At 63.7% G+C, this 17,559-nt stretch carries 11 protein-coding genes, 1 tRNA gene and 6 pseudogenes; 5 read left to right on the forward strand and 13 right to left on the reverse strand.

Annotation, left to right across the window (positions count from 1 at the left end; all coding sequences use genetic code 11):
- The 4 genes and pseudogenes from tldD to H9L15_RS06475 all read right to left on the reverse strand — a co-directional run.
- A pseudogene (gene tldD, locus H9L15_RS06460) lies at positions 1-1,406 on the reverse strand (metalloprotease TldD); the annotation flags it as partial.
- A complete protein-coding gene (locus H9L15_RS06465) occupies positions 1,357-1,620 on the reverse strand; it encodes a zinc-finger domain-containing protein (protein WP_223276570.1) in 264 nt (87 codons plus the stop codon). The pseudogene tldD and the gene H9L15_RS06465, both read right to left, overlap by 50 nt.
- A gap of 45 nt (positions 1,621-1,665) precedes the next feature.
- A complete protein-coding gene (locus H9L15_RS06470) occupies positions 1,666-2,190 on the reverse strand; it encodes a DUF4402 domain-containing protein (protein ID WP_187715580.1) in 525 nt (174 codons plus the stop codon).
- A gap of 85 nt (positions 2,191-2,275) precedes the next feature.
- Entirely contained in the window at positions 2,276-2,794 is a 519-nt protein-coding gene (locus tag H9L15_RS06475) for a DUF4402 domain-containing protein (RefSeq protein WP_187715581.1), read from the reverse strand.
- Positions 2,795-2,916: 122 nt separating this feature from the next.
- Between H9L15_RS06475 and H9L15_RS06480 the strand changes: the two are divergent.
- A pseudogene (locus tag H9L15_RS06480) lies at positions 2,917-3,838 on the forward strand (ABC transporter ATP-binding protein).
- Complete coding sequence (gene nadB / locus H9L15_RS06485; protein ID WP_187715582.1) at positions 3,838-5,418, forward strand: L-aspartate oxidase; 1,581 nt, start codon at positions 3,838-3,840, stop codon at positions 5,416-5,418. Before H9L15_RS06480 ends, nadB begins: the two are co-directional and overlap by 1 nt.
- A gap of 9 nt (positions 5,419-5,427) precedes the next feature.
- On the opposite strand, the pseudogene H9L15_RS06490 reads toward nadB, so the two are convergent.
- The 7 genes and pseudogenes from H9L15_RS06490 to H9L15_RS19465 all read right to left on the reverse strand — a co-directional run bounded on the left by H9L15_RS06490 (position 5,428) and on the right by H9L15_RS19465 (position 11,412).
- A pseudogene (locus tag H9L15_RS06490) lies at positions 5,428-6,988 on the reverse strand (ATP-binding protein).
- A gap of 197 nt (positions 6,989-7,185) precedes the next feature.
- Positions 7,186-7,901, reverse strand: a pseudogene (locus tag H9L15_RS06495) (TIGR02186 family protein).
- 44 nt (positions 7,902-7,945) lie between these two features.
- Positions 7,946-8,854: a sulfite exporter TauE/SafE family protein gene (locus tag H9L15_RS06500; RefSeq protein ID WP_187715583.1), complete on the reverse strand. Its 909-nt coding sequence runs from the start codon at positions 8,852-8,854 to the stop codon at positions 7,946-7,948.
- Between the two features lie 68 nt (positions 8,855-8,922).
- Positions 8,923-10,047 (reverse strand): hypothetical protein, encoded by a 1,125-nt coding sequence (locus H9L15_RS06505; protein ID WP_187715584.1) that lies wholly within the window; start codon positions 10,045-10,047, stop codon positions 8,923-8,925.
- Positions 10,044-10,697 carry a glycosyltransferase family 2 protein gene (locus H9L15_RS19455; protein WP_317617604.1) on the reverse strand — a complete coding sequence of 218 codons (654 nt, stop codon included), beginning with the start codon at positions 10,695-10,697 and terminating at the stop codon, positions 10,044-10,046. The genes H9L15_RS06505 and H9L15_RS19455 overlap by 4 nt, the downstream gene beginning before the upstream one ends.
- Positions 10,637-10,960: a glycosyltransferase gene (locus tag H9L15_RS19460; protein WP_317617605.1), complete on the reverse strand. Its 324-nt coding sequence runs from the start codon at positions 10,958-10,960 to the stop codon at positions 10,637-10,639. The genes H9L15_RS19455 and H9L15_RS19460 overlap by 61 nt, the downstream gene beginning before the upstream one ends.
- Positions 10,961-10,974: 14 nt before the next feature.
- The gene (locus tag H9L15_RS19465; protein ID WP_317617606.1) at positions 10,975-11,412 is read right to left on the reverse strand and encodes a glycosyltransferase; all 438 of its coding nucleotides are present in this window, start codon (positions 11,410-11,412) and stop codon (positions 10,975-10,977) included.
- Between the two features lie 233 nt (positions 11,413-11,645).
- On the opposite strand from H9L15_RS19465, the gene H9L15_RS06515 reads away from it, so the two are divergent.
- Together H9L15_RS06515 and H9L15_RS06520 are read left to right on the forward strand one after the other, a co-directional pair.
- A complete protein-coding gene (locus tag H9L15_RS06515) occupies positions 11,646-12,299 on the forward strand; it encodes a hypothetical protein (RefSeq protein WP_187715585.1) in 654 nt (217 codons plus the stop codon).
- Between the two features lie 238 nt (positions 12,300-12,537).
- Positions 12,538-12,610 (forward strand) — tRNA-Thr (locus H9L15_RS06520).
- A 328-nt stretch (positions 12,611-12,938) separates the two neighbouring features.
- Here the strand turns inward: H9L15_RS06520 and H9L15_RS06525 are convergent.
- Positions 12,939-13,807 (reverse strand): annotated as a pseudogene (locus H9L15_RS06525) (IS1595 family transposase).
- A 106-nt stretch (positions 13,808-13,913) separates the two neighbouring features.
- Between H9L15_RS06525 and H9L15_RS06530 the strand changes: the two are divergent.
- Positions 13,914-15,212 (forward strand): MFS transporter, encoded by a 1,299-nt coding sequence (locus H9L15_RS06530; RefSeq protein ID WP_223276571.1) that lies wholly within the window; start codon positions 13,914-13,916, stop codon positions 15,210-15,212.
- On the opposite strand, the pseudogene H9L15_RS06535 reads toward H9L15_RS06530, so the two are convergent.
- A pseudogene (locus H9L15_RS06535) lies at positions 15,209-17,524 on the reverse strand (CDC48 family AAA ATPase). The gene H9L15_RS06530 and the pseudogene H9L15_RS06535 sit on opposite strands and share 4 nt — an antisense overlap.
- Between the last annotated feature and the right edge of the window lie 35 nt (positions 17,525-17,559).

Here is a 17,559-nt window from a genome sequence, read left to right on the forward strand (position 1 = left end):
CCCGACGGTCAGCCCGTCGATGAGCAATGTCGGCTGTCCGACGCCGGCCGGGACCGACTGTCCACCCTTGCCGCAAATGCCGACGCCTTCGTCGAGCTCGAGGTCGTTGCCGATGCCCTTGATCCGGGTCAGCACCGTCGGGCCATCCCCGATCAGCGTTGCGCCCTTGATCGGTTCGGCAATGCGGCCGTTCCGGATTCGGTAAGCTTCAGTGCAAGAGAAGACGAACTTGCCGCTGGTGATGTCGACCTGTCCGCCTCCGAAACTCTTGGCGTAGACCCCGTCCTTCACCCGCTCCGTGAGCTCGCCCGGATTGTCGTTGCCGGCGAGCATGAAGGTATTGGTCATGCGCGGCATCGGGGCGTGGGCGAAGCTTTCGCGGCGGCCGTTGCCGGTCGGCTCAACGCCCATCAACCGGGCGTTCAGTCGGTCCTGGATGTAGCCCTTCAGAAGGCCGTCCTCGATGAGAACGTTGCGGCGGGTCGGCGTGCCCTCATCGTCGATGGTCAGCGACCCGCGGCGACTTCCGATGGCTCCGTCGTCAATCACCGTGACGCCGGGCGCGGCGACCCTTTCGCCGATGCGGCCAGAAAAAGCCGAAGTGCCCTTGCGATTGAAATCGCCTTCCAGCCCGTGGCCGACCGCCTCGTGGAGCAGCACGCCCGGCCAGCCAGGACCAAGCACGACCGGCATTTCTCCAGCCGGCGCCGCAACGGATTCAAGGTTGGTCAGCGCCTGCGCAAGCGCGATGTCGATCGCGCGGTTCCACGTCTCCGGCTTGAACAGGTCGTCATAGAGATAGCGGCCGCCGAGACCGTGATGCCCTGTCTCCCGGCGATCTCCGTCCTGGGCGACAATCTGCACGTTGAGGCGCACCAGCGGCCGGACGTCATGCGCGACGAAGCCGTCAGCGCGGACGATATCGATCACGCTCCAGCTTGCCGCGAGCGAAACGGCGACCTGCGCAACGCGCGGATCGCGAGCGCGGGCGGCGGCGTCGATGGTCTGGCAGAGCGCCACCTTTTCGGCGAACGGAATCAGCGAAAGCGGATCGTCGGCAGTGTACATTGCCTGGTTCGTGCGCAGCGGCGGCGGCGCCGTCTGGCCCTCGCAGGATCGAGCAATTTCAGCGTCGCCGCAGCGCGGTCAATCGCGCCCGCGCTGATCTCGTTGGCGTGCGAGAACGCCGTTGTTTCTCCCGAAACTCCGCGGAGGCCGAACCCGGAGCCAGTGTTGTAGTCGGCGGTCTTTAGCCGCCCGTCGTCGAAGCCGAACGCCTCGCTCGCCGAATATTGCAAGTACAGCTCGCCATCGTCGCATCCGGACAAATGCTTGGACGCGAGCTGCCTTGCGCCGTCAGGGTCCAGGCTTCTGTAAAGGAAGCGGCGCGGATCGGAGGCGCTCATGCGAGCGTGTCCGCGGGTCCCCCTCAAGGACGAAACGGCGGTCGCAGTACCCGCATTCGACGAAGCCCAGGTCGGGCTCGATGCGCAGGAACACGCGCGGGTGGCCGAGCGCCGGGGCAACCTCGCCGGAGCCGTCGCAGGCGACCTGAAGCGTCTTGACCTTGAAAACTTCTGGCGGCGGCAAGGAATCAGCGGCTTTGGCGGATTGGTCCATGCCCTTCAGGTAGCTGCGGCGTGCCGCCCGTTCAACCGCGCTCGGTCAGAGATAGTCGACCGTGACGTTGAATTGCCCGATGTATGTTCCCTCGGTCTGGTTGGCGTTGACGTTGAGCCGCGCGCCCACCTTGAAGTTCAGGACGCCGTTCTGCGGGATGATCCGGATACCGAGCAGACCGTCGAGATCCCAGTTCGAGACCGTCATCGTCTGCGTTCCGCCGACACGCGTCAGCGTGACCGATCCACTCGGGAGAGTCACGAACAGGATTGCGGCCCGGGCGGCGGCGATCTGGAATTCTGCCGGTTGCGGACTCCCTGCGATTTGCTGGACGCCGCCGGACGTGGTCATTGCCCCGGTGTCGGCATTGATCGTCGCCGACCCGGCGGCGGTCACTCGAAGGGCGGCGAAATCGAGGTCCTTGATCCAGGTGAGGGTGATCGGCCGACCGATCCGCAGCTTGCCCGTCGCCGGCGGAGATGCTGCCTTGGGCGCCGCCAAGGCCGGCGATCCCATCGCCAGCCCAAGGACTGCTGCTGAAAGCAGGACAAAATGTCGAACCGAACTCATAGCAAACGCCACCGCCCCCAGCCGATGCCGAGCCGTATATGACAAGTCTAGTTAACATCGTCTTAGGACGGGCCGGCGTGGAATGTCAGGGGTATTGAACGTCCACCGTGAACGTCCCGGCATATACGCCCTCGACCTGGTTGGCGTTGACGAACAGAGTCGCACCGACCTTGAAGTCGAACGGCTCCTTGGAATTGACGTTGCGGCTGTTGCTGCCGTCCACGGTCCAGTTCGACACGGTCATCGTCTCGGTCCCGCCGACGCGCACCAAGGTGATCGGATTCTTCGGAATGCGGACGATGACGACGCCCTTCACGGGCGAAACGCCTTCAAACAAAGCGGAATAGGGATTGCCGCCGATCTTCACCACACCGCCGGTCGTCGTCAGCGCATCGGTGTTGGGGTTCATCACCGCGGTCCCGGCCGTGGTCACGCTGAGGTAACCGAAGTTCAGGTCGTTGAGCAGCCGGACCTGCGTTGCCTTGCGGATATCGACCGAAGCACGGGCGGGTGGAACAGCCGCCTTGGGTGCAGCCGAAAGCGGAGCCGCGGTCGCAATCGACAGCAGCCCCGCTGACAGCAAGGGTAAGAAGCGCAAACTCATTACAAACGCGGTGGTAACCCTTTCTTCTCAAGATGCGTCTGACAGACAGGGTAAAGCGCGCGTTTACCTTTCACCTTTCCACTCGCTTGTCGGCTGGGGCGACTGGCCGCTATGCGCGCCCAATGGACGCGTCTGCTGCAATCCGGATCGAATCGCTGTCGAAGACTTACTCCGACGGCAAGAAGGCGCTCGACGATGTCAGCTTCGATGTTCCCGCCGGCCAGATCTTCGGCCTGCTCGGCCCCAACGGCGCGGGCAAGTCGACGCTGATCAACATCCTTGCGGGCCTCGTAGTCAAGAGCAGCGGCAAGGCTTCGATCTGGGGCTTCGACATCGACCAGCATCCGCGCAATGCGAAGCGCTCGATCGGCATCGTCCCGCAGGAAATCCTGTTCGACCCTTCTTCACGCCGAAGGAGGCGCTGGAGATCCAGGCCGGCCTGTACGGAATCCCGAAGGAACAGCGGAAGACCGGTGAGCTCCTCGCGGCGATGCACCTGACCGACAAGGCGAACGCTTATTCGCGGACTCTTTCGGGGGAATGAAGCGGCGCCTCCTGGTGGCGAAAGCGATGGTCCACTCGCCGCCGATCCTCGTGCTCGATGAGCCCACCGCGGGCGTGGATATCGAGCTGCGCCGCCAGCTCTGGGCATATGTCCGGCAGCTCAATGCTCAGGGGGTGACCGTCGTCCTGACGACGCATTATCTCGAAGAGGCCGAAGAGCTTTGCGACCGGATCGCCATCATCAATCATGGCCGAGTCATCGCCAATGAGCCGACGCGGCAGCTCGTTTCCAAGGCGCAGGAAAAGGCCGTGGTCGTGACCTTCGACCGCGAAATCGATTCCGTCCCGGCCAATGCCTGCTTCGAGAATATCAACCTGCTTGACGAGCGAACTCTCGAAATCACCTATCGCAAGGACAAGGTCGATGCCGGCCAGGTGCTCGCGGCCGTCCAGCGCGACGGCTTCGCCATCGTCGACGTCCGCACCCGCGAGCCGGACCTGGAGGATGTCTTTCTAAGCTTGACGTGCGAACCCGCCTGATGAGCGCGACTGCCGACGTCCTCGTTGTGGGATCAGGAGCTGCCGGCCTAACGGCGGCGCTCAACCTTGCCGAGACCCGCAAGGTGGCGGTGATCGCCAAAGGAGCTCTCGGGGAGGGCGCGACGGGCTGGGCGCAGGGCGGGATCGCCGCCGTACTGGAAGAGGGAGACAGCTTCGAAGCCCACATCAACGATACCATGATCGCCGGCGCCGGGCTCAACGACCGCCAGGTCGTCGAGCATGTCGTCGAATCGGCGCCGCGGGCGATCGAGAGGCTGGTCGAGCTGGGCGTTCCCTTCGCCACTGATGAAGACGGGCTACATCTCACGCGTGAGGGCGGTCACAGCCATCGCCGGATCGTGCATGTCGCCGATGCAACCGGCGCCGCGGTTCAGCGCGCGCTGGAAACCGCGGCGGCCAAGCACCCCAATATCAAGCTCGTCCCGGACATGGTGGCCGTCGATCTGATTACCGGCCGGCATGCCTCGAACTTTTCGACCAGCGGCGCCGTTCACGGGCTCTACGCCTACAATCGGGCGAAGAAGCGCGTCGAAGCCTTGACCGCCCGGGCAACGGTTCTGGCAACCGGTGGGGCAGGGCGTGCGTACCTGTTCTCCACAGCGCCACGCGGTGCGACCGGTGATGGAATCGCCATGGCTTGGAGAGCGGGCTGCCGAATCTCCAACATGGAGTTCATGCAGTTCCACCCGACCTGCCTGTACAATCTGGAAGTCAAGAACTTCCTCATCACGGAGGCAGTTCGGGGCGAGGGTGGGCAGCTCAAGATCCCGGGAACGGGCGAGCGGTTCATGCCCCGCTTCGACGAGCGTGCCGAGCTTGCGCCGCGCGACATCGTCGCCCGGGCCATCGACCATGAGATCAAGCGCCTGGGCCTCGACTACGTGCACCTGGATATTTCGCACCGCGAGCCGGAGTTCGTTAAGGAGCACTTCCCGAACATCTACGAAAAGCTGCTCGGCCTAGGCATCGACATTACGAGGGATCCAATTCCCGTCGTTCCCGCGCAGCATTACACGTGCGGCGGCGTGATGGTGGACCTTCACGGCTGTACCGATGCACCCGGGCTTTATGCTGCGGGAGAAGTGACTCAGTCGGGCCTCCACGGCGCCAATCGCCTGGCGTCCAACAGCCTCCTCGAATGCCTTGTCTTCGGCGAAGCGGCCGCGCAGCACATCCTTGGCAATTGGGACTCGCTCTCGGACGTTCCGGAAGTTCGCGGATGGGACGAAAGCCGAGTGACCGACAGCGACGAGGAAGTCGTCATCACCCAGACGTGGGGCGAAATCCGCCGCTTCATGTGGAATTATGTCGGCATCGTCCGCACGACCAAGCGGCTCGAGCGCGCCAAGCACCGGATCGACCTGCTTCGACAGGAAGTCACGGACTACTACCGGCACTTTCGCGTGACGCCGGACCTGATCGAGCTTCGCAACCTGGTGGAGGTTGCGGATCTCATCATCCGCTCGGCCTTGTCGCGGCATGAAAGCCGCGGGCTTCACTACACGCTCGATTTTCCCAAGACTGCGAACGACGCCGAGGACACCGTCCTCGTACCCTAACGGAATGTCTTAGCGGCCGTGTCCACGCCAGCGCTTGATCGTGCGCTGGATGATGCCGTCTTCGCCGCCGGTCTCGCGCCACAGGGCGGCGAAGCTCGGGTCGGACGAGGCGGGACGCTTTTCCGGCTCGAGATCGTCGAAGCGGACGCGGATCGGAATCGCAACACCTTCGCCGCAGACGATGCATTCGCGGTTGCGGAGCGCCGGGATGGCGTCGAGGAAGCCGCGCGCGCCTTCAGGCATTGCTGCACGAACGCAGGCCTGGTCGCGGTCGTTGTTCAAACGCATCGAGATGATCGTGCCGCACTGGGAAAGCACGCCTTCCGCCAAGTCGGACGGACGCTGCGTGATCAGACCCAGCGAGACGCCGTACTTACGACCTTCCTTGGCGATACGCTCGAGGATCTTGCGAACGGCCTGGGCGCCGCTGTTCTCGTCCTTCGGAACGTAGCGATGGGCCTCTTCGCAAACGAGCAGGATCGGACGCTGCGGCTCGGTTCGCGACCAGATCGCATAGTCGAACACCATACGGGCAAGCACCGAAACCACGACCGAAGTGACCTCGGACGGAACACCGGAAACGTCGACGATGGAGATGGGCGGCCGTGGCTCGGCAGGCGGAACAGTTTCGCAAGGAAGCTGCCCATCGAGTCCGAAACCAGCATGCCGGAGAACATGAAGGTGTAGCGCGGATCGGCGCGGAGCTCTTCGAGCTTCGTCTTCAGCCGCTGGTAGGGAAGCGTATCGCCCGCGCGGTCGAGCTTGCCCATCTCGTTGACGAGGATCGCGTTGAGGTCGGTCAGCAAATACGGGATCGGCGAGTCCACGGTGACCTTGCCGAGCTGCTCGACATTCTTGCCCTTGGTGCGGGCTGCGAGAAGGATCTTCGCCAGGATGTCGGCATCGCGCTGACGTTCGGAACCGTGCGTGGTCAGCAGGACCTCGCAATGCTCTTCGAAGTTCATCAGCCAGTAGGGAAGCTGCAGATTGTCGACGTTGAAAAGCTCGCCGCAATCCTTGAACGCAGCCGAATATTCGCCGTGCGGGTCGATCATCACGATATGGCCCTCGGGCTGAGCTCCGAGATGCGGTGGAGAATCAACGACACCGAGGTCGACTTGCCGGTACCGGTCGATCCCAACACCGCGAAGTGCTTCGACAGCATTGGATCGACATAAAGGGCGCCGCGGATCTCTTCGGTCGGATAGACCGTGCCAATTTCGATATGCGGATTGTCGTCGGCCGCGAACACGGCACGGAGGTCGTCGGTCGAGACGGGAAGGACCTTGTCGCCCGGGATCGGATAGCGGGTCACACCGCGGCGGAAGTTGGACATGCCGCCGCGAGCGTCGCGGACGCCCTCGCCCAGGAAGTCGATGGCCGCGACCACCTCGCCACCTTCGCCCTTCATGGTTCGGACGTTAGCGATCAGCCAGCTGTTGCCGACCGCCATCTTCACCTGGCTGCCGACCTGGCCGGACATGGCGATCGACGGGTCGCTATGGTTGAGAAGGGCCGCAAGCACCGCATTATCCATGCGGATTCTGGAGCCCGAACCGGCAATTTCCATCACCTCGCCGATCGCCTGGACGTTCGTCGCCAGCGGTGCAACCGTCTTTGGAGCCGGGCCTTCGTCGCTGAAGCTGCTGATTTCGTTGACGAAACTCTGCAGATTCGGTTGATCGTCCATTTTCTCGCCGTCCCAACGCTCGTTAACTCTGGTGGGACAAGCCTAGTAAGCGCGAGCGGTTAAGATTTGCCTTAGGCTTAGAAGCGGCGGCGGAAGATCATCGCGGCCGCCCAGCCGAGCCCGAGCGACATCAAGACCGCCGCAATCCCGTAGAGCCCCTCGTGCCGTCGAGCGACCAGCGAGACCCAGCGCTCGAACCCCGTCTTCCCGATCTCGATGTCCTTCGTCGCGACCGCGAGCACCCGACCGTCCTGAATCAGGAAGGTCTCCGCCGAGTAAGTCCCGACCGGGACCTGGCTCGGGATCGAGATGCGCGCCCGGTAAAGCACGCCCTCGGTGATCTCCACCCCCGGGGGTCTTCGTAATAGACGCCGCGGCGCTTCCGAAGGTCGATCAACCCGGCTTCGAAGTGGCGCGCCCTGTCCGGAACGGCGCCAGATCCCGGGGAGAGCTGCAAATTTTGAAGGCCGATCTCGTAGATCGCCGCAGTTCGCTCATCGAGAAGTTTCGAGACTGGCTGCGAGGACGCCACCGCATAGAATGACGGTGCAGAGCGGAAACGGGCGGAATCGGCATTCATCCAGATGCCCGCGATCTTCTGCTTCTCACGCACCAGGATCGGTTGGACGGGCCCTCGCAGCACGACTGCGATGTCCGGATCGTGTTCGGGAATGCGCCCCTTGGGATAAAGGATCGCACCGAACAGCAGGAGCTGGGCGCCGGTGAAGCTGTAGCGGATCTCGATCCGCCGCGCGGAAACGTCCGGCACCAGGACCGGCTTCGCCTGCCCCATCAGGGCCAGCGAAGCGCCCGCCAGCGCCAGTGCATGAACCGGCTTCACAGGTATTCCACGGTGAAGATGTCGTCCGGCCGCCAGGTCAGGCCGAGCAGCATGCGACCGGCGACCAGAAGGATGACGACCGCCAAGGCGAGCCGGAGGTAGTCCGGCTTCATCTTGGTGGCGAGCGTCGCACCATATTGCGCGCCAACCACGCCGCCGAGCAGCAGCAGCCCGGCCAGGACGATGTCGACGGCACGGGTGGTCAGCGCATGCACCATCGTCGTGCCCGCGGCGATGACGAGGATGATGATCAACGAGGTGCCGATGACGATGCGAGCCGGCATGCCGAGGATGTAGATCATTGCCGGCACCAGGATGAACCCGCCGCCAACGCCAAGCAGCATTGTCAGGACGCCCGCCCCAAATCCGAGCGCCAGCGGCGCAAGCGGCGAGATGTACAGGCCCGACTTGTAAAAGCGCCACCGTAGCGGAAGCGCGGCGACCCAGCGATTGTGCCGCGGCCGCGACTTCGGAGCGCTGGTTTGCAGGATCCCCAGGGCGATGAGCGCGTCCTTCAGCATCAGATAGCCGATGTAGCCGAGCAGGAGGACATACAGGCCGCCGATGACGACATCGATCTGGCCGCTGGCCTGTAGCGCGCGGAAGATCGCCGCGCCGACCAGCGAGCCGACGAGGCCACCGACGATCATGATTCCCGCCATCTGCATGTCCGCGCCGCCGCGCCGCATGTGCGCCATGGCGCCGGTTACGCTGGCGCCGGTGATCTGCGTCGTGGCGGACGCAACGGCGACCGATGGTGGGATGCCGTAGAAGATCAGCAGCGGCGTCGTCAGGAAACCGCCGCCGACGCCGAACATGCCCGACAGGATGCCAACGACCCCGCCAAGCGCGATGATCAGCAGCGCGTTGACCGACTGGCCGGCGATCGGAAGGTAGATGTCCATCGGCCGCTATGGACTAGCGGCAAAGACAGCGGATGGCCAAGCCATACGGCCGATTTGAAGCTTCGCGTCTAGAAGTTTGCGCCCAGCGTGACGGCCGGCCCGGACGATGGTTCCGCCGTCCCTGCCAATCTCTGCCGCCAATCCACGTGGACGCTGATGTTCGGACGTACCCGCATGGAGATGCGTGGCCCGGCATCGACGCGATAGAGGCCGGGTTGATAGCCGCCCCAGACGCCAAAGCCGGCCGAGAAGCGTCCCCACACCGGTCGCGAAACGGCGAGTCCGCCGTCGGCGAAAAGATCGCGCTCGCGCAGCCCGACGACTCCCGCCTGGGCGTATCCGTCGAGCATGAAATCCCATCCGATCGGCCGCTGGTAGATCCCACCCTCGGCAAACAAGGCAAAGTCCGATCGGCCGGTGCTGAACTTGCCGATGGCCTGCCTGCGTTCAGCGGTGATCGCGAAAGGTATGGAGGGAATGGGTGTGAAGCGGACGCCGGCGGCGACCTCGCCTCCCCGCGCGCCACCGATGGGGCTGCTTGATCGTAGTGACGCTGCGATCCGGGGATCGAAGGCATAGGTCAGCCTTCCGCCCGCCTGGCTACCGCCCAGTGTTCCGCCGCTGGCGAGCGAACCTGTGCCCGGCCGCCCGCGCAACATCGCCCAGGCGCTGAATTGCAGGCGATCGAGGTGCTTCTTTGGAATGAACTGCGGAATCCCTGCGGGGACCGGAGTGCTCTGGCGCGGTGGACCGGAGAAATTGCCCCGAGCGACTTGCGCCAGGTCCCACTGATCGAGTTGCGGAACAGGAGCGTAGAATTGCGCCGGCTCAGCTTCGGGCTCCGCCAGTTGCGGCTTCGCCGGTGGCAAGGGCACGTGCACCACCCGGGAAGGCGCGGAGGCGGGGTAATAATAGACCGGCGCAGGGAGATACCGGGGCGGCTGCGCTTGACCGGCATAGGCGGGTCCGTTCGGATAAGTAGGATATGCCGGATACTCCGCCGGAACCTGATCGATATCCATCCCGACTGGAGTGATTGGCGGGAATTGTGTCGGCACGATGGGCGGAACCGGAGCTGCCTCCGCCTTCGTTACGGCGAATGCTTCCGGCCCAGGCAGCGCCCCCAGCGTCACGCTTCGAACCAGGGCCCAGCCGGTGACTGCGACCAATAGAAAGCGGACCGGTGCGCTCACAGCACGGCCTCCTTGGGAAAAATGTGCTGCGTTTTCTCCCAGGTCTGAGAGCGGCCGCCGACATGACGCGAAAAGGCACGGAACGCCGCGAGGACTGCGATCAGATTCCCGACGAACAGCCGTGGTATCGACAGCAGGCCTTCTTCGAGCCCGTAGGCGGAAGCCGTGAACCAGGCGCGCATCAGGACTCGCCACAGCAAGAGCCAGGCGTTGATGGTGAGGAGCATCGCCAGGAGGGGCTCGATCCGAACCTGGATCGGGGCTCCGAGGAGGCCGGCAAGCCAGAGCTGCGACCACAGGAACGCTGCCGAATACGCGCCCAGGATCAGCAACGCCGCGAGCGGCCCGCGCCGATCGCGGAGCCGCATCCAGCGCTCGCCAAGGCCGCCGCTCCACCCGAGCCGATCCCAGCCGGCGAAGGCAATCCCGCCCAGCCATCGCGCCTTTTGGCGGACCGCGGCGCCCAGCGTCGAAGGAAAGTAGCCGCGGCTGGAAACGACGCCCGGCTCACCCGGCTCGGACGGGATCCGGACGAACATGGTCTTCAGTCCAAGCCCGCCGAAACGGAGACCGATCTCATAATCCTCCGTCAGGCTCTTGCCCGCGAACGGCCGCCCTTCGTGCTGAGCGGCAAGCTTGGCGAGCGGCACACGCTCGATCGCACAGCCGACCCGGCAAGCGGAATGGCCGCGCCGACGGCTTCGCGAACCACCAGCTCCTTGATGTGAGCCTCGGCGAATTCGTCGCAATAATGTCCGCTGATCCAGCGTGAATTACGGTCCACCAGCGGAAGGACCGGAAGCTGGACCACGGCTGCCCGTCCGATCAGCCCGTCAAAGACGCGCAGTTCGTAGCGGTGAACGAGGTCCTCGGCGTCATGCAAGACGACGGCCTTTGCCCGGCGTCCGGTCACCGTCTCATGAGCGATCAGGGCGTCGTACAGATGATGAGGCAGTCGGCTTTCGTGGTCGGGCCGTCGGCCTCGACCTCGACGGACGTGATGCGGGGATCCGCGATGCTGGCGATGGCGGCGCCCGTCGCCGGGTCGTTCCGGTAATAGCCGACGAAGATGCGGTAGTCGGGGTAATCGAGACGCTTCAACGTTGCCTTGAGCATCGCTGCGATGACCGCGGATTCTTCCCAGGCGGGCACGAAGATCGCCATGAAACCCGGGTTCTTGTTGAAGCAGAAAAAGCTCGCATAGGCCTTGCGGTACCGACGGTAGACCGTTCGCGAACGCCACAACCTGCGGGTCAGGTAGATGATGTCGACTGCAAGGTCGTTGAGGCCAAGCAGAAGGAAGCCGACGCTCGCAAAAAGCGCGAGCTCAGCTGCAATGCGCGACAGCACGTCAGCAGCAAGCATGGGAGCGACCGATGGGGGCGGGTTAGCGCGGGGTCGTCGGTGCAGCAGGAATCAGGATCGCTCGGCGCATACGCAACACCCACAGAATCACCGAGCGCGCTTGGGATCGCACAACATCGGTTGTTTCTCAAGATGGGGTTTATCCCCTTGGAGCATGTAACCGTGGCCTGCTATAGGCCGGGACTTGCCACTGATGTTGTTAATCAGGACAACATCGGGACGGGGGTTAGCTTATGGCAAAAGAGTTCATCGACCGCTGGATTAGCCGCGCCTCGAACGCCGTTACATTCTGGACGATTGTCCCGTCAGGGTTCGTCGGCCTCGTGAGCGGGTACCTTGCAAGCAGCGTGGGGCTAATCAGCCAATACGGCGCATGGGGGTGGTTTACCGCAGGCCTCTTGGCTTTCTTTGTCTCTTCGATCTCGTTTGGCGCGATTGCGCGCACTAAGCTTTGGCGGATCGAGGCGAAGCACCGGGCGCGACTGACGGGAGACAGTTCGCCATTCGATCCGATGGCGACGGTGTATGAGAACAAGCGGCTGTACCTTCGTGACCTTGCCCCGCTCGGACGGCGCTATGTGTTAGGCAAGAGGTTCATAGATTGTGAAATCATCGGTCCCGGCGTGGCCATGGTCGGAATAACTTCCGATCCCTCGAAGCCCTCGCTGATGCGCAACAGTCACACGCTGGACGGAGTTGACTGCATCGAGGTTGATCCCGACCCAGCGCGCCGGTCTACACAGGCAATTGAGTTCGTCGATTGTGACTTTGACGGCTGCAAATTCTACCACATGAGCCTACTTTTCAGCGCCAGGGAGAACGAGACGCTTCACTGGATCACCAAAGACGCGAGGCAGGCGCTATTGCCGAAGGATGCAGCCGGATGAATTGGCAGACTAAGTTTGACCGCCTCTTGAAGGCTATGGCCTCCGGCGAACCGCCTAAGCGGAAGGAACGGGACGAGAACAGTCCGGAGCCGAGCGAGCGCGACAAGCCGCCTCGGGGCTGAAACAATCCACAAGATATTGTGCCTCAAGTGGTGATTTTTTCAACCTTTAGCGGTTGTCCTAATTTCCGAGGTCGTTCATAACGAAAAGTGGGCCAGCCTTTCGACTGACCCACTTTGGACCCGTAGCTCAATAGGTAGAGCGGGCGCCTTGTAATCGCACGGTTGTAGGTTCGAGTCCTACCGGGTCCGCGCATGGGACGGTCTCTCTTTCGGGAGGGCCGTCCCTTTTGTTTGGTACGTTGTGCATTACTCAAACTTAAAGGTTTATGCAACCGCTAAGTAGCGGACAGTTGCCGGTTTGATAGCGGACAACTAGCGGTTAAAAGGCCGTATGGGCCGCCAGCGGAATGCCAACGAGTCGAAGCGAGTCGAGTTCAGGATTTCGGCTCCATCCCACGCACGCTTGGAATATCTGGCGAAACGGGGTCTGCACGGAGGCAGTGTCGGGGAGGTTGCGAAAAACCTGCTCGGGCGCGAGCTGGACGATCTTACGAGGGCGGGTGTTTTGCCGCTCGATCTACCGAGTGAATGAGAACATCAGGCGGTCGAGCATCAGGTGCGGAACGTCCCGCATGTTCCAGCGGTACTCAAACTCCCCAAGGTACTTCGGGAGATGCTTAGCGCTAACGTGAATGTGCGTACCATTGATGCCGCGCTTCAGAATGTTCCAGAAGCCTTCAATGGTGTTCGTGTGGCAACCGGTTTTGCTGACGTACTCAAACGTGTGGTTCACCTTGTCGTGGCGGTAGCCCATGTCCTTAAGACCCATGTACGAGCGCAGCGTGTCGGTATGAACGGTCGTGCCGGGAAGCACATGCTCTTGGACGACCGGCAGAAGCTGGTGCTTGCTGTTGCCCGGAACGACCTTGGTAATAAGTTCGCCGCCGCACTCCAGCATGCCCATGACAACATGCTTGGAGGTCATGCGGCTCGTACCGTCCGCCTTGGACTTGCCGCCGATGTACGTCTCATCGATCTGGACCGTCTCGCCAACGCCGCCTAACGGGTCATTGCTGTCCAACATACCCATGTACTTCCGTACTTCGTGGCACATGCGCCATGCGGTCTTGTACGTGACGCCGATGTCGCGTTGCACCTTCTTGGCGGCCACGCCGTTCCGCGTCGTGGTGAACAGGAACATGACGTAGAACCAGTCGCGGAGGCTCGTGCGAGTGCGATCGAACGGCGTTCCGGCGGTCGGATACAGGTTATTGGCGCACCACTGGCACTGGTACGAGCGGCGGCCCTTCACGCGGCTGTACTTCACCGGACGGCCACACTTGGGCAATCGGTCCCGGCGTACCGGACCTGAAACAGGTGGTCTAAACAGCTATCCTCGGTCGGGAACCGATCTTGGAACTGGCGGAGTGTAGGTGCCTTGCTCATGCATCATATGTACTGCTTATGTTTACATGCGTCAAGGGGATAAGCGCCTCAAGATTGATCCGTTTCGGACGTTTTGCCGCCCGCTGTTCCGGGTCTAGAGCGAGACGTGCTTCACGAAACCGGAAGGCAGAAGATCGGGACGACCGCGCTGGCGCGCGCGCATTTCCTGCTGCTCTACGCGGCGATGCTCGTCGCTGCTTCGGGCAATACCGCGCTGCAATCGGTGATGCCGGCGATCGGGCGCGAGATCGGCATTTCCGATTTCTGGGTCGCGCTCGCCTACACCTGGTCGGCGGTGCTGTGGGTCGTGTGCGCGCCGTACTGGGCGGAAAAGAGCGACCATCACGGACGCAAGGCTCTGACCCTGCTCGGCCTCACCGGCTTCATCGTTTCGACGGTCCTGTGCGGGACCGTCCTGCACCTCGGCCTGATCGGAGCGATCGGCGGCGGAGTGACGTTCCTCCTGTTCGGTTGCTTTCGCGCCATTTACGGCACCTTCGGGAGCGCGACGCCCTCGGCCACGCAAGCGTATCTGGCGGCAAAGACGCGGCGAAGCGGCCGGGTGGCCGCGCTGTCGGCCCTGTCCAGCTCGTTCGGCCTCGGGACGATCATCGGCCCGGCTATCGCGCCCTTGTTCGTGCTTCCGGTCATTGGACTTGCGGGGCCGATGTTCGCCTTCGCGCTGATTGCGCTCGCGGTCTTCGTGGCGGTCCTGCTGTGGCTGCCCAATGACCGCTACGGCCGCCGCATCGGGCGGGGCGCAGCAATGAGCTATCCGTCCGGCGCCTCGACTCCGACCGGTGCGAGCGTCGTCGCGGCGACGTCTCCAAGAGGAAAGAGGCTGAGCTGGAAGGACTTGCGAGTTCGCTCGTGGATCGTGGCCGGAGTCGCCGCGGGTCATGCGCAGGCGGCGACGCTGACGTGCATCGGCTTCTTCGTCATCGACCGGCTTCACCTGGAGCCGCACGGGTCGGAGGCGTCGATCGCGATCGTGATGATGGCGGGCGCCTCGGCGACCCTGGCGGCGCAATGGGGCCTGATTCCGAGGCTGAACCTGAAACCGAAGGCGCTGATCTTTTGGGGCTCGATCGTCGCCGCTGTGGGGCTGGCCGAAGCGATCGTGGCGCGCGACCTTTACGGCATTACATTGTCGTTCGCGCTCGCCTCACTGGGTTTCGGGTTCACACGCCCGGGGTTTACCGGAGGCGCGTCGCTTGCGGTGCCCATGGCTGCGCAGGGCGGCGTCGCGGGGCTCATTACCGCGGCGAACGGCATCAGCTGGGTCGCTGCGCCGGCGCTCGGGATGGCGGTCTACCTCGTCAACCCGAACCTGCCGTTCGCGGTGTCTTCGCTGCTCCTGCTGGCGCTGGCCTTCTGGTCGCGGAGGGCGCTCCCCAGCCTCTAGCCCATTGAGCCTTTGCCGTCGCCGCCGCGCGAGCGGAGCATTCCCGGAAGGACGAAACCGATGCCGCCCGGCCGGACGGCCTCGCTCTTCAGCGTCTCCTGGATGCGGTCATATTCCTCCAGCATTTCGGCGGTCACCGACGCGCGGGTGTCGGCCAGCGCAGCCTCGAAATCCGCCATCGTGACTTCGTCGGCGTCGAGCCCGCGCCGGAGTGCGGTCAGGCCCGCGCGGCGAACGAGGTCCTCGAGGTCTGCGCCGGTGAACCGCTCGGTCCGCTGAGCAAGCGATTCAAGATCGACGTCGCGGGCCAACGGCATGTCCTCGGTGTGGATGGCAAGGATGCGGCGGCGCCCGGCTGTGTCCGGAGTGCCGACATAAATCAGCTCGTCCAGGCGACCGGGGCGGAGCAGCGCCGGGTCGATCAGGTTCGGGCGGTTGGTGGCACCGATCAGGACGACATTGTTGAGCTCTTCGAGGCCGTCCATTTCGGCGAGGATCGTGTTGACCACCCGCTCGGTCACCTGCGGCTCGCCCAAGCCGCCCCGCGCGCGGGGACCAGGCTGTCGAGCTCGTCGATGAAGATGACGGTCGGCGCGACCTGGCGGGCGCGGGCGAACAGGCGGGCGATCTGCTGTTCGCTTTCGCCGTACCATTTGCTGAGCAAGTCGGACGACTTGGTGGCGATGAAATTCGCCTGGCTTTCGCGTGCGGTCGCCTTCGCCAGCAACGTCTTGCCGGTGCCGGGAGGACCGTAGAGCAGGAAGCCCTTGGCGGGCGGATGCCGAGGCGGCGGAATGCTTCGGGATGCTTGAGCGGCAGCTCGACGCCTTCCTTGAGGCGATCGCGTGCGGCGTCGAGTCCGCCGACGTCGTCCCAGCTGACGGAAGGCGTTTCGACCATGACCTCGCGCATCGCCGACGGCTGCACGCGCTTGAGGGCGTTGATGAAATCGCTCGGCTCGACCGAGAGGGCATCGAGGACCTCGGTCGGGATCGTGTCGTCTTCGAGGTTGAGCTTGGGCATGATCCGGCGGACCGCCTCAAGCGCTGCTTCACGCGTCAACGCGGCAAGATCGGCGCCGACGAACCCGTAGGTGTTCCGCGCCAACTCATCGAGATTGACGTCAGCGTTGAGCGGCATGCCCGCGTGTGAATGCCGAGGATCTCGCGGCGGCCCTTCTCATCGGGGACGCCAACGACGATCTCACGATCGAAGCGGCCCGGTCGACGGAGCGCTTCGTCGATCGCCTCGGGGCGGTTAGTCGCGGCGATCACCACTAGGTTCTGGCGCGGCTCGAGCCCGTCCAACAGCGTAAGCAGCTGGGCGACGAGCCGCTTTTCCGCCTCGCCGGTGACCTGGCTCCGCTTCGGCGCAATGGAATCGATCTCGTCGATGAAGATGATGGAAGGCGCCTGGGCGGCCGCCTGCTCGAACAATTCGCGGAGCTTCTTTTCGCTCTCGCCATAGGCCGAACCCATGATCTCCGGACCGGCAATGTGGAAGAAACGGGCATCGCTTTCGTTGGCGACCGCGCGAGCGAGCCGTGTCTTCCCGGTGCCGGGCGGGCCATGGAGCAGGACGCCTTTGGGCGGATCGACGCCGAGGCGCTGGAACAGCTCGGGGTGGCGTAGGGGAAGCTCGACCATCTCGCGCAACGCATCAATGGTGTCGCGCATGCCGCCGAGGTCGTCATAGGTGACGTCGGCGCGGCGCTCGCCGTCGCCTTTGGCAAACTCAGGAAGCAGCTCGATCTGCGTGCTCGTGTCGACGTGGACGATGCCCTTCGGCACGGTCGACACGACCTGCAGACGCACCTCCTGCAAGGCGAATGCGGGGGCGTTCAGCATTTGCCGGACTTCCTCCGGCATGTTCGAATCGATCCGCTGATGACCGGTTGTCGCGACCACGTCACCCTCGACGAGAGGCCGTCCGGCAAAGCTCCGCTGAAGCGCGTTCGCTGAGCCCTGGAGACGAATATTGTCCTGCGCCGGGGCGAAGACCACGCGGGTTGCAGGCTTCGACTGCGCCTTCTTGATCTCCACATAATCGCCGGATCCGACCCGCGCGTTGGAACGCTGCAAACCATCAAGGCGGATGATCGCGAGGCCAGCATCGTCGGGGTAGGGGCGCAGCGAGCGCGCGGTCGTGGTGCGCTTGCCGATGATCTCGATCACGTCGCCTTCGTTGATCCCAAGCGACTTCATCAGGTCGAGCGGAAGCCTGGCGAATCCGCGTCCACCGTCGGCCGGCGGCAGGTTGGCGACCTGCACGCGCTGCGCCGTGGTGCGCTCAAGGGTGTCGGTTTCGGCCACTCAACTTCCTCCGCTCTCGTGCCGTATCCGTAACG

Origin of the sequence: Sphingomonas daechungensis (assembly GCF_014489495.1) — a bacterium.
Lineage (GTDB): Bacteria > Pseudomonadota > Alphaproteobacteria > Sphingomonadales > Sphingomonadaceae > Sphingomicrobium > Sphingomicrobium daechungense.

What these genes read in the sequence shown, in the direction of transcription:
- H9L15_RS06500 (WP_187715583.1), bottom strand. Translation starts at nt 8,854, where the DNA reads ATGGACATCTACCTTCCGATCGCCGGCCAGTCGGTCAACGCGCTGCTG.
- nadB (WP_187715582.1), top strand. Translation starts at nt 3,838, where the DNA reads ATGAGCGCGACTGCCGACGTCCTCGTTGTGGGATCAGGAGCTGCCGGC.
- H9L15_RS06470 (WP_187715580.1), bottom strand. Translation starts at nt 2,190, where the DNA reads ATGAGTTCGGTTCGACATTTTGTCCTGCTTTCAGCAGCAGTCCTTGGG.
- H9L15_RS19465 (WP_317617606.1), bottom strand. Translation starts at nt 11,412, where the DNA reads ATGCTTGCTGCTGACGTGCTGTCGCGCATTGCAGCTGAGCTCGCGCTT.
- H9L15_RS06465 (WP_223276570.1), bottom strand. Translation starts at nt 1,620, where the DNA reads ATGGACCAATCCGCCAAAGCCGCTGATTCCTTGCCGCCGCCAGAAGTT.
- H9L15_RS06515 (WP_187715585.1), top strand. Translation starts at nt 11,646, where the DNA reads ATGGCAAAAGAGTTCATCGACCGCTGGATTAGCCGCGCCTCGAACGCC.
- H9L15_RS06475 (WP_187715581.1), bottom strand. Translation starts at nt 2,794, where the DNA reads ATGAGTTTGCGCTTCTTACCCTTGCTGTCAGCGGGGCTGCTGTCGATT.